A 12,488-nucleotide genomic window follows, 5' to 3' on the forward strand; every position below is an offset into this window, starting at 1 on the left:
TGGGGCCCACTAGCATGGATTACTCACGATGACGGAAAACACACGGCGTCCCTCCTATTTACAGGCTCTTATTCCTCTGCTTGCATTGATTGTGATGCTCGGAAGCTCGGTTTATCTGTTTGGAGAGGACTCGTCTTACGGCCCTAATCAAATTGCGTTATTGATCGCGGCCGGTATAGCCGCCACTATTGCTTTCTATAATGGTTTTCGCTGGTCCGATATCGAAGCGGGAATCACCAAGGGGATTTCGGTAGCCTTGGGCGCCATTTTGATCATTTTAATGGTCGGTTCTTTAATTGGTACCTGGTTGCTCGCGGGTATTGTACCCACCATGATCTATTATGGACTTGAGCTGCTCAGTCCTACCTGGTTTTATGCTGCCGCCTGCTTGATCTGTGCCATTGTTGCAATTTCCATTGGTAGCTCCTGGACCACAGCAGCAACCATCGGTGTGGCACTGATTGGTGTCGCGACAGGCATGGACTTGTCGTTACCCATTACAGCAGGCGCGGTGATTTCCGGTGCCTATTTTGGCGATAAAATGTCGCCTTTATCGGACACCACCAACTTAGCGCCTGCAGTCGCCGGAACAGAACTCTTTGCTCATATCCGCTATATGACGTGGACCGCAGTTCCTGCGCTTCTCATCTCCCTATTGTTATTCACTATCTTAGGATTCACTGGCAGCGGTGTGGCTAACATGGATAGCCTTATCGTAATGCAGAATGATCTGCAGGCCATTTTTAACATTAGTCCGCTGATGTTAATTCCGTTGGCCGTTTTATTTATTTTAGCGGCCACGCGTAAACCCGCACTCCCTACGATTTTGATCGGCGCTCTGCTTGGTGGCTTATGGGCGCTACTATTTCAATCAGATGTTGTCGCAGGTCTCGCTCAACTAGATCGCCCGAGTGTCTGGATCGGACATTTGGAAGTCGTGTGGACAGCCTTGGCTAACGGAGTGACGGTACCGACTGATAATCCTGATTTAGAAAGTTTAATCAGCGGTGGTGGTATGGAGAGTATGACCAATACCGTTTGGTTGATTCTTGCAGCGATGACGTTTGGTGCTGTCATGGAAACCACGGGATTGCTGCAGAAGATCATTCGTGGAATTCTCAAAGTGGTTCACTCCACGGGTTCGTTGGTTACGGCAACTGTGTTTACTTGTTTTGGCGCGAACGTGCTCACAGCAGATCAGTATATGGCCATTGTATTACCTGGTCGTATGTTCCGAGAAGAGTATGCCAATCGCGGATTAGACCCTCGGGTGTTATCGCGCACGCTTGAATCGAGTGGCACTATTACCTCGCCATTGATTCCATGGAATACCTGTGGTGCCTACATGTTTAGCGTACTGGGTGTGTATCCGTTGCATTATGCACCTTTCGCGTTCTTCCTGTTCTTGGTGCCAATTATCACCATTATATACGCGTATACGAACTTTAAGATTCTCCGTCTTGAAGATCCCGAAAATAGCGTACAAACCGCCAGTTAATCAAAACGCAGGCTACGGCCTGCGTTTTTTTATGCGCTAAGATGGTTTCTCTCATGCTTTTTGTTAGGATGATGCGCAGTTTCAATTCTTTGTTTTGGAGTCTCCATGTCTGACGTGTCCACCAACGCCCCGCAAGCGAAGTATCGTAATGATTACCAAGCACCGCTTTTTGCCATTTCGGAAACTGATTTGGTGTTTGAACTCGACGATCATCAAACCATGGTCACCAATACCATGAAGATCCAGCGGGTAGGAGAGGATAGCGATTTAGTGCTGGTGGGAGAGAACGTTAGTTTGTTAAAGGTGACCTTAGACGGGCGTATATTAGGCGAGAGCGACTATACACAAACGGAAAAGGACCTAAGAATCCACCAGGTGCCAGATGCCTTTGTACTCGAAGTCATGACTCAAATCGATCCGGCAAATAATTCAGCGCTGGAAGGCCTTTATAAGTCTGCCGGTACCTTTTGTACTCAATGTGAAGCAGAGGGTTTTCGGCGGATAAGTTATTATTTGGATCGGCCAGATGTGCTGTCTGTGTTTACCACCAAGATTGTTGCTCCCAAGCAAGGTTTTCCTTATCTATTGGCGAATGGAAATCCAATCGCTCATGCCGCCAATGATACTCACCATTCCGTCACTTGGCATGATCCCCATCCAAAACCCGCTTATCTGTTTGCTTTGGTTGCGGGCGACTTTGACGTGCTGGAAGATCACTTTGAAACGCAAGATGGACGGGATGTGTTGTTGCAGATCTTTGTCGATAAAGGAAATCTATCGCGTGCACAATACGCGATGGATTCACTTAAGCGTTCAATGGCATGGGACGAAGAGCGTTTTGGTCTAGTGTACGACCTTGATATTTATATGATTGTTGCCGTGGATTTCTTCAATATGGGAGCCATGGAAAACAAAGGACTGAATATTTTTAACTCGAAATACGTGTTGGCAGATGCCAAGACAGCGACTGATCAAGACTTTATTAATGTGGAGTCAGTGATTGGCCATGAGTATTTCCATAACTGGACCGGCAATCGTGTGACCTGCCGGGATTGGTTTCAACTGTCGCTGAAGGAGGGGCTCACGGTGTTCCGTGACCAGGAGTTCAGCGCGGATATGGGCATGCGTTCGGTTCAACGAATCCAAGACGTACGTATTATACGATCACACCAATTTGAAGAAGATGCGGGCCCCATGGCGCACCCGATACGCCCAGACCGTGTGATGGAGATGAATAATTTCTATACAGTCACGGTTTACAACAAGGGTGCCGAAGTGATTCGCATGCTGCATACCTTATTAGGGGAAAACGGGTTTCAAGCAGGTATGCGGCTCTATATTGATCGCCATGATGGGCAAGCGGTTACTTGTGAAGACTTCATCAAGGCTATGGAAGATGCCAATAGCGCAGATTTTTCCCAATTTCGTCATTGGTATGCTTATGCGGGGACACCGCAAGTTCAGGTTCATTATGATTATGATGTGGAGCGCCAAGAGGGGAGTTTGGTATTGACCCAAACAACCCCAGACACTCCAGATCAGAAAGATAAACCCGCGTTTCATATTCCGATTCAAGTCGAGTTTATTGATGACCAAGGCGTTTCGGTTGAAGTTCACGTTAATGATTCCCCCTTGGATTTAATTGAGCTCACAGAACGGGAACAGTGTATTCGCTTCAAGGGGCCCAAAGCCCCCTTAATACCGGCATTGTTGGGGAATTTCTCAGCGCCAATCAAATTGATATTTGAGCAGAATGAAGATGAGTTATTGGCAATCATGAGAGGTGCATCCGATCCATTCTTACGCTGGGATGCGAGCCAACGCATATACCGAAACAGTTTACTCACCGCCATTCATGAGGATACCGATGTTGGCCTGTCTGAAGCCATGCTCGATACATTGTCGTCGGTGTTAAAAGATGCCAAACAGGATGCGGCACTGACAGCCTTGCTACTGCAGATCCCGAATGAAGAAACGCTTGCGCAGGAGTTCGACATTATTCCGGTGGCCGATGTTGTGCGCGTCGTGGGCGAATTGCGGGCGTTACTGGCATTGGCGTTAAAAGATGAGCTCATGTTTGTATGGGAACGAACTGATATTGCTAATGCAGGGTTAGACTCCGCTCTCATCTCTCAACGCATGCTGGCAAATACGGCTTTAGGTTATTTGGCGTTTCATCACGATGACGCACAGATTTCGTCAGTGCTGAAGCAACAGTTTTATCACAGTGCCAGCATGACGCTCACATTCGGTGCATTGGCCGCTGCGGTGCATGCTGACCATCCACTATGTCATTCCTTACTCGACGATTTTGCGAAAAAATGGCAGGGGCATGCTTTGGTGATGGACAAATGGCTAGCGGTACAAGCTAGCGCGCCAGATTGGGGAAGCGCGGAGCGCATAGATTACTTAACGCACCATAGCGCGTTTAACTGGACTAATCCCAACCGAATTTATGCATTATTGGCAAGTTTCACCCATAATTTAGGCCAGTTACATGCACAGGATGGCTTAGGATACCAACTGTTGGAGTCCGCCATCACGCGACTGAATGCGTCAAACCCTCAAGTGGCCTCGCGTTTATTGTCGCCATTATTGAAGTGGAAACGGCTCCCTGAGGCACTGCAAACAGCATTACATGACACCTTAGTTCGGTTGCGCAAGCTGAATAATTTAGCACCAGATTTGCATGAAAAATTGAGCCAAGCGCTAGAAGAAAAATAACTCCTCGCACCAGCCGAGAATACGTTGATTTTCCTAGCGTAAAGGCCGAGAATAAGAAGGTTTACACCCCGCCGCAATACGCGGCTGGCGAGCCACCTTTTTTCGCCCGCAGACAAGGATCTATCATCATGGCATCGGTCAATAGTCAACCTCCAGTGATTCTCGAAAAAGTTTCTGAAACGATCCGTCAGAAATTGCCGTCCGAGAGCGCGAACTTGGTTGATGAGTTTGCTCATCGTTTGTATCGCAATGTGTCCCGCGATGATTTCGTAGGACGCGATCATAGTAATATTTACGGGGCTATTGTTGGACTTTGGCATAGTTTCAGCAACTATGAGTCGAACAGCAAAGCCACGATCAAAGTGTATAACCCTGAAGTTGCCAAGTATGGCTGGGAATCACCGCACACGATCGTTGAAATTATTCAAACAGATATGCCTTTTATGGTGGACTCAGTGCGGATGGCATTGAACCGCCTTGGCATTAATTCACAATTATTGCTCCATGCACCACTCGTTCACCGCCGTAACAGTGACGGCAGTGTGCGTGAAATCCTACCCGCTGGCGAAACCGATGCTAAGGCGCAAACGGATACCGTTTTCCTTATCGAAGTCGACCGCCAGAATACCACCGATGAATTGAAGCTCCTGAAGAAAGAACTGACCTCAGTGATGGAGGAAGTGTTTCTTGCTGTGAGCGACTGGCAACCGATGCGCCAACGTTTGAAAGATATTGTCGCCGATCTTGAAAAGCGCAATTTCCCCGGCAGTAAAGAACAACTAGCTCAAGCTAAGCGCTTTTTAGCGTGGTTAGCCGACGACAATTTTACCCTCATGGGCTATCGCAGCTATACGTTGACGCCAGTGGAAGGGGACTATGAACTCACGCAGGACCAAGGCAGTAGTCTTGGGTTGTTAAAGGCGTCAGAAAGTCCAGAAGGCCGTCGCTTATCGGAGATGACAAAGCTTGCTCGGACTACAGCCCTCGCAAACGATGAATTATTATTGCTCACAAAAACGAATTCAAAATCACGGGTACACCGCCCAGCATATAGCGATTATATCGGCATCAAACGCTTCGACAAAAAAGGGCGTGTCGTCGGTGAAGATCGCTTTATCGGCCTTTACGCCGCTAGCTTCTACAATGATAGCGTAATGGATATCCCGTTGGTCCGAGATAAAGTGGCAGCGGTATTGAAAAATAGCCGCTATGCCCAAGGCACCCATGCCAGCAAAGCGCTATTGAATATTATGCAAACCTACCCGCGTGATGAAATTGTGCAGTCCCATGTGGATGATTTGCTGACCACGGCACTTGGGGTGTTACAGATTCAAGAACGAGATATTACTCGGGTATTTCTGCGTCGTGATATTTTTGGGCGTTTTATTACCGCCATGGTGTATGTACCCAAAGAGCGTTACAACACGATACTGCGGATGAAAACACAGCAAATATTGGCGCGTACTCTCGGCAGCACCGAAGATGTGGATTTTACGACCTACTTTTCAGAATCAATTCTCGCACGGACACAATACACCGTGCGTGTGCAGGATAGCGGACAGGAAATTAATGTGAAAGAACTCGAAGAAAACCTCACTGAAGCATCGCGCACTTGGGAAGATAACCTTGAGCGATTGTTGGTTACGGGGAAGGGTGAAGCACGTGCTCGTGAGCTGGTGCGTCGCTACGCCGATGGGTTCTCCCGCGCCTATAAAGAAGATATTTTGCCGTCTGTAGCCATTGCCGATATCGAGCAGCTCGAGGCCCTCGATGATGACCATCGTTTGGGCATGCTGTTTTATCGAGCGCAAGAAGTCCAGGACGATTCAAATCGGGTCAAACTCAAGCTTTTCCATCGGGATGAGCCGATCCACCTATCTGATGTACTTCCCATGTTGGAAAACTTTGGTCTGCGCGTGATTAACGAATCACCATATCAGATCAAAACCAACGACGGTCATGTGTTCTGGGTGCTCGATTTCTTTATGTTGCACACCGCTGGGAAACTCGATCTCGAGAAGAGTCGCGATAACTTTCAAGATGCGTTCGCCAAAGTATGGACTGGCGATTACGAAGACGACGGTTTTAACCGTTTGATTCTAGGCGCGGGTATGGAAGGTCGGCACGTGTTGATTTTGCGGATGTTCGCAAAATATATGCGGCAAATCGGCGTAACATTCAGTCAAAGCTATATTGAAAGTACCTTCACGCGCTATCCGAAAATCGCGAAATTGCTTGTGAAGCTGTTCTATACGCGCTTTGAACCAGGTACTAAGGTGACTGCGAAGAAAGTGGAAACCTTGGTGCAACGTATCCAAAGCGAGCTAGAGCATGTTGCCAGCTTGGATGACGACCGTATTATTGGTCGTTACTTAGATCTGATTCAGGCGGCATTGCGCACCAATTTCTTCCAAACCGACGCAGACGGCAACGAGAAAACCTATGTGTCTGTGAAGTTCCTACCTGAATTAATTTCAGAAATGCCTCTGCCTTTGCCGAAATACGAGATCTTCGTTTACTCGCCTCGCGTGGAAGGGGTTCACCTACGGGGTGGGAAAGTGGCTCGTGGGGGATTGCGTTGGTCGGATCGTCGTGAAGATTTCCGGACCGAAGTGCTTGGTTTGGTGAAAGCCCAGCAAGTGAAAAATACCGTGATTGTGCCTGTTGGTGCGAAAGGTGGTTTCGTTTGTAAGCAGCTCCCAGAAGAGCGCGATGCCATGTTTGAGGAAGGCAAAGCATGTTATCGGACCTTTATTCGTGCCTTGTTGGATATCACCGATAATATCGTTGATGGCGAGATTGTTTACCCTGAAAACGTGGTCCGCCATGACGACGACGACCCGTATTTAGTGGTCGCGGCAGACAAAGGTACCGCGACTTTCTCGGATATTGCGAACGGAATTTCAGCAGAGTATAACCATTGGCTTGGCGATGCCTTCGCCTCAGGTGGGTCGGTCGGTTACGATCATAAGAAAATGGGCATCACTGCCCGCGGTGGCTGGGAGTCTGTTAAGCGACATTTCCGTGAAATGGGAATCGACTGCCAGACTACAGACTTTACCTGTATTGGCATTGGCGACATGGGCGGCGATGTATTTGGTAATGGCATGCTGTTATCGAAGCACACCAAACTTGTGGCGGCCTTTAACCATATGCATATCTTTATCGATCCAGAGCCAGACGCTGCGAAGTCCTTCAAAGAGCGTGAGCGCCTGTTTAATATGCCGCGTTCAAGCTGGGATGATTACGATCGCAAACTCATTAGCGAAGGTGGCGGGATCTTCTTACGCAGCGCCAAGTCGATTGAATTAACCACACAAATGAAGCGCTTGGTTGGTACACAAAAACGCACCATGACGCCGACCGAGCTAATTAAGGCGTTGCTCACCGCCGAAGTTGATTTGCTGTGGAATGGTGGCATCGGCACCTATGTGAAGGGGTCAAAAGAAACCGACGCGGAAGTTGGTGATCGTGCCAACGATGCTCTGCGCGTAAACGGCAACGAGATTCGTGCGAAAATTGTGGGTGAGGGCGGTAATCTTGGCTGCACCCAGTTAGGCCGTATCGAGTACGCTATTCGGGGCGGACGGATTAACACTGACTTTATTGATAACGTAGGTGGTGTTGATTGCTCTGATAACGAAGTGAACATTAAGATTTTGCTGAACGGCTTGGTCGCGAAAGGCCAAATGACCAAACCTCAGCGCGATCAACTCTTGTTTGAGATGACCGAACAAGTTGCAGACATCGTGTTACATGACTGTAACCGACAAACGCAGTCAATTTCAGTGACCTTATTGCGTGGCCCTGATCAAATCAAGGAAATGCAACGCTTTATTCATCATCTAGAGAAGGAAGGATTGCTTGATCGTGCTTTAGAGTTCCTTCCGGATGACGATGAGTTAGCAGAACGTACAGCTGCTGGTAAAGGCTTAACACGACCAGAATTGGCGGTGCTGAACGCTTACGGCAAGATGGTGCTGAAAGAAGAGTTGGTGTGTGATGAGATCACCCAAGATCCGTTCCATCAGCGTGAACTGGTTGCTGCATTCCCTCGCGAATTGCAGGAACAGTTTAGAGAAGCGATGAACGATCACCCATTGAAAGCCGAAATTATTGCCACCAAGCTGGCTAATAATATCGTGAATGATATGGGGCCAAACTTCGTGTATCGCAAGCAAGAAGCGACCGGTGCCAGCATCGCTGAAATCGCTGCGGCATACATTACGGCTCGGGAAGTGTTTGGTAGCCGCTCTATTTGGCAGCAAGTGGAGAAGCTCAACAACAAGATTTCTGCAGATACGCAAAATCATATGTTGTTCCAAGTACGCCGCATGGTTCGCCGCGCGACACGCTGGTTCTTACGCCATAGAAACCCTGAGTTTACTAGCATTCAAGAGCATATTGATTTCTATTCGAAGTCGTTCAATGACTTGCGCAAGAATGTACTCAATTACCTGAGTGATGAAGAAAAAACTGCCATCAGTGGCCAAATTGATCAGTTAATTGAAAAAGGCGTGCCGAAAGCACTTGCCCATCAAATTGGTATCTTGAGCACGGTGTTCTCGGCAATGGATATTGCCGAAGTGGCCGCAATTACTAAACAGAAGATCCCGGTGGTCTCGGAGACGTATTTCCGCTTAGGCGCTGAGCTGAGTATTCATTGGTTCTTGGATCAAGTGAACCGTCAGCCGGTGGCAAACCACTGGCAAGCGTTAGCACGAGCTGCTTTCCGGGAAGAATTGGATTGGCAGCAACGATTGTTAACGCTAACGGTATTGAGATACGCGGACGAGGAAAAATCGGCAGAAGACATGCTTAATCGTTGGTTGAACGATAATGCTGCCTATGTGGAGCGTTGGAAGCAAACCCTGGCCGATTTTAAAACGACGAAGAGCCATGAGTTCGCTAAGTTCTCTGTGGCCTTGCGTGAGCTTACGTTGCTTGGACAAAAGAGTGGAAATAGTCATTAATGAATCTGTACCCACTTTTTCGTTCTGCGCTGTTCAAACGCGATCCAGAGTGGTCGCATGACTTTACGTTAAATCAGCTTGAACGCATGGGGAAAGGCCCCATGCGTTTTTTGCTTCAGCAAAAGCTCCCTAGTAAACCCGTTGAGCTCTTGGGGATGTATTTTCCTAATCCGGTGGGGCTCGCCGCTGGTTTAGATAAAGATGCACGCTGTATTGATGCGTTCGACGCCATGGGTTTTGGCTTTATAGAAGTGGGGACTGTAACCCCACGCCCTCAAGCAGGTAATCCGAAACCACGCATGTTCCGGTTGCCTGAGCATCAGGCGTTGATCAACCGGATGGGCTTCAATAATCAAGGGGTCGATGCGCTTGTAGAGCGGATTAAGGGTTCAAAATACAAGGGTGTATTGGGTATCAACATCGGTAAAAACAAAGACACCTCTGAAGCAGAAGGTACCGCCGATTATCTGTACTGCATGGAGCGTGTATATCCCTTAGCGAGTTACATTGCAGTAAACATTTCGTCACCAAACACGCCGGGATTGCGTGCCTTTCAGCATGGTGATGTGCTCGACCAACTGCTTTCGGCGCTGAAAGCAAAGCAAGCGGAGCTTACCGAAACATACGGGAAGTACGTACCCATTATGGTGAAGATCGCACCAGATATGGATCAGGCACAAACGAAAGGCTTCGCCGATGCGATTCAGCGTCATGGAATTGATGGTGTCATCGCGACCAATACCACCGTTGAACGCACAGCAATATCCGGTCATTTGCATGCGCAAGAAGCCGGAGGATTAAGCGGTGCGCCGGTCACGGAGGCGTCTACACAAGTTATTCGCTGGTTGCGGGCTGCGTTACCTAAATCAACGCCGATTATTGGTGTTGGCGGTATTATGAACGCAACGGATGCAAAGTCCAAAATTGATGCCGGCGCGAGCCTAGTGCAAGTGTACACAGGCTTTATATACCGTGGCCCAGAGTTGATCCGCGAGATTGTTGAAAACTTGTAATAGTTATTAAAAACGAGTATTGTTGCTTTGTTCATCGAGTACATAGGGAACATTTCGATGCAAAATTGGCAGTGGCGCCTGCAGGATTCGCAAACGCTAGTAATTGAATTAGGTAAAAATCTTATTCATCCGCTCGAATTTAAGCGGAGCTTTTTACGTGATCGTTTACCCGAGTCGGTGTCCTTCTCAATGGACGATGCGGCTGCATTTCAACGCTTTTCAGACTATTTGGAAGACCACAGCACCTTACCAGCCTCCGAGCAATTCAATATTGCTTTGCATGCAGCAGCGCTTGTGCGCTTCGGTAAGATCATGTTGCCACAGAGCTGGTACTTTCAATTTGGTCCTTTTTCGGAAGAGAAACCTTGGCCACAAACCCACTTATTTTGCTCATTAATCTCAGGTCCTGCGCAAGCTGATTTCCTTGTGGTGGAGCAAGATGAGCGGTGTTCGTTGTGTCTGCTTGTAGATGAATCATTTGAACTCGGCGGCTTTAAAACCATGCGTCGATTTGAAGTAACTCGCGTTCTGAATGATCGATTGCAAGAATCTTTACGCCATCCCATGCCCCGTATGGGCGGTCATTCAAAGCAGTGGGCTTAAGAAATACATGAAGCGCTCCGCTGCCCGATGCAGTCGTGAGCGCGCCTTCCAACGCTCATAATCGATTGCGGTACTTTGTTCCTTATAAGTGTGCAGCAGCTGACATACTTGATTGCAACTGTCTTCGTTATAGAGCGCGAAACTCAATTCAAAATTGAGCTGTAAACTGCGCATATCCACATTCATACTTCCTACAATTGCTAATTCTCCATCAACGACCATGGCTTTGCTGTGCAGCAATCCTTTATCAAAGAGACGTATCTGAACGCCGGCTGCGAGGAGATTCTCGTAGTATGAGCGACTAGCAAATGCAGCGATGCGAGAATCACTCACCGCAGGCAGCAAGATACATACATCTATTCCGCGTTTCCCTGCATGTACCAAGGCTTCATAAATTGCCTCACTAGGTACGAAGTAGGGGGTAGCGATAATTAAGCTCTGGTCGGCACGGTGAATCAATGAAAGCATCAGTTGATGCACGACATCCACATGAGTCCCCGGTCCCGATGGGATGATCGAAAGCCACTGTTTACTGTGGGGAAGGGGATTTTCCAGTTCTGGGAAGCGGCGGTCACCGGTTTCTAGTTCCCAATCCCAGGAAAACACCTTGGATACACCAAAGGCCGCAGCGCCTTCAAAGCGGATGACCATATCAATCCAGGGGCCAAAACGACGACCTACATTGAAGTACCGCGGATCGACCATATTCATTGAGCCGCTGTAACAAATATAATGATCAATCAGCAGCATTTTTCGATGCAGACGCAAATCGGCACGGCGAAATAGATTGCGAAATATATTAACCGGCAGCGCCGGTAAAAATTCAATGCCAGCTCCACGCATACGTTTTAAATCGCGGCTCCAAAAAAAGAATCGCCAACTGCCTGCATGGTCTACCAGGATCTCAACCGAAACCCCTCGCTCTGCGGCAGCAATCAATGCGTCGGTAACCTCATTGACGCGACCATGAGGGTGCCAAATATAAAACTCCATGCGGATGCTTTTCTCCGCCTTCCGAATATCGGCTATCCAAGCGTCAAAAATTGCGTCTGGCTCACTAAGCACTGAGAAGTTATCAAAGCCAAAAGCACCGATTCCGTCACGCCGTTTCATTAAATTGTAGATTGCGCCAGCGGCGACGTTGGAGGGAACTTCAGGTTTATGATCCTGGAGATGAGACAGGAAATTATCGGTAAACGGCTTGTGCATGGCTGCGGCGCGCTCAGCGCGACGTTTTCCGAGTTGAACTTCGCCAAAAAAGAGGTAAATAAGTGCGCCAAGGAGAGGAATAATAACGATGATAAGCACCCAGGCGAGTGATGCACTGACCGGGCGCCGCTTAAAAATAATCCGAAGAAAAACAGAGGCAATCAGAAGCCAATAAAGCACAACAATGAGATCAGTGAGTTGCACGAAAAACTCTCGTTATGGTGATTATGATGGCCTAACTATAGAAAGAGATATGATTTTTTTCAATAAATGGGTAAGAACACCCGGTTGGACATCGAGAATTGGTTGCGGGGGCAGGATTTGAACCTACGACCTTCGGGTTATGAGCCCGACGAGCTACCAGACTGCTCCACCCCGCGTCCGATGTGGGGCGTATCATAACAGCAGAAATCCGTAATGCAAGGTTAAAAGCATGGTTTTCACGGTTTTATTCAAAATAAGGGTTCA

The 12,488-nt window shown here is 48.2% G+C and carries 6 protein-coding genes and 1 tRNA gene; 5 read left to right on the forward strand and 2 right to left on the reverse strand.

The genetic code is table 11. From position 1 onward, the window contains the following. Positions 1-28 precede the first annotated feature (28 nt). From nhaC to FM042_RS02420, 5 genes are all read left to right on the forward strand, one after another. Positions 29-1,498: a Na+/H+ antiporter NhaC gene (gene nhaC, locus FM042_RS02400; protein ID WP_143234149.1), complete on the forward strand. Its 1,470-nt coding sequence runs from the start codon at positions 29-31 to the stop codon at positions 1,496-1,498. Between the two features lie 105 nt (positions 1,499-1,603). Further along, a complete protein-coding gene (pepN, locus tag FM042_RS02405; protein WP_143234150.1) occupies positions 1,604-4,222 on the forward strand; it encodes an aminopeptidase N in 2,619 nt (872 codons plus the stop codon). A gap of 128 nt (positions 4,223-4,350) precedes the next feature. Then, positions 4,351-9,195 carry an NAD-glutamate dehydrogenase gene (locus FM042_RS02410; protein WP_143234151.1) on the forward strand — a complete coding sequence of 1,615 codons (4,845 nt, stop codon included), beginning with the start codon at positions 4,351-4,353 and terminating at the stop codon, positions 9,193-9,195. After that, positions 9,195-10,208 carry a quinone-dependent dihydroorotate dehydrogenase gene (locus FM042_RS02415; RefSeq protein WP_143234152.1) on the forward strand — a complete coding sequence of 338 codons (1,014 nt, stop codon included), beginning with the start codon at positions 9,195-9,197 and terminating at the stop codon, positions 10,206-10,208. Before FM042_RS02410 ends, FM042_RS02415 begins: the two co-directional genes overlap by 1 nt. 57 nt (positions 10,209-10,265) lie before the next feature. After that, positions 10,266-10,811 (forward strand): cell division protein ZapC domain-containing protein, encoded by a 546-nt coding sequence (locus tag FM042_RS02420; protein ID WP_143234153.1) that lies wholly within the window; start codon positions 10,266-10,268, stop codon positions 10,809-10,811. Here the strand turns inward: FM042_RS02420 and cls are convergent. Together cls and FM042_RS02430 are read right to left on the reverse strand one after the other, a co-directional pair. Continuing rightward, positions 10,794-12,224: a cardiolipin synthase gene (gene cls, locus FM042_RS02425; protein ID WP_143234154.1), complete on the reverse strand. Its 1,431-nt coding sequence runs from the start codon at positions 12,222-12,224 to the stop codon at positions 10,794-10,796. The genes FM042_RS02420 and cls overlap by 18 nt on opposite strands. Positions 12,225-12,323: 99 nt before the next feature. Next, positions 12,324-12,400, reverse strand: a tRNA-Met gene (locus FM042_RS02430). Between the last annotated feature and the right edge of the window lie 88 nt (positions 12,401-12,488).

Origin of the sequence: Aliidiomarina halalkaliphila (assembly GCF_007096385.1) — a bacterium.
GTDB lineage: Bacteria > Pseudomonadota > Gammaproteobacteria > Enterobacterales > Alteromonadaceae > Aliidiomarina > Aliidiomarina halalkaliphila.

Excerpts from the sequence above, each read along its gene's own strand:
- nhaC (WP_143234149.1), top strand. The coding sequence starts at position 29 with ATGACGGAAAACACACGGCGTCCCTCCTATTTACAGGCTCTTATTCCT.
- pepN (WP_143234150.1), top strand. The coding sequence starts at position 1,604 with ATGTCTGACGTGTCCACCAACGCCCCGCAAGCGAAGTATCGTAATGAT.
- FM042_RS02410 (WP_143234151.1), top strand. The coding sequence starts at position 4,351 with ATGGCATCGGTCAATAGTCAACCTCCAGTGATTCTCGAAAAAGTTTCT.
- FM042_RS02415 (WP_143234152.1), top strand. The coding sequence starts at position 9,195 with ATGAATCTGTACCCACTTTTTCGTTCTGCGCTGTTCAAACGCGATCCA.
- FM042_RS02420 (WP_143234153.1), top strand. The coding sequence starts at position 10,266 with ATGCAAAATTGGCAGTGGCGCCTGCAGGATTCGCAAACGCTAGTAATT.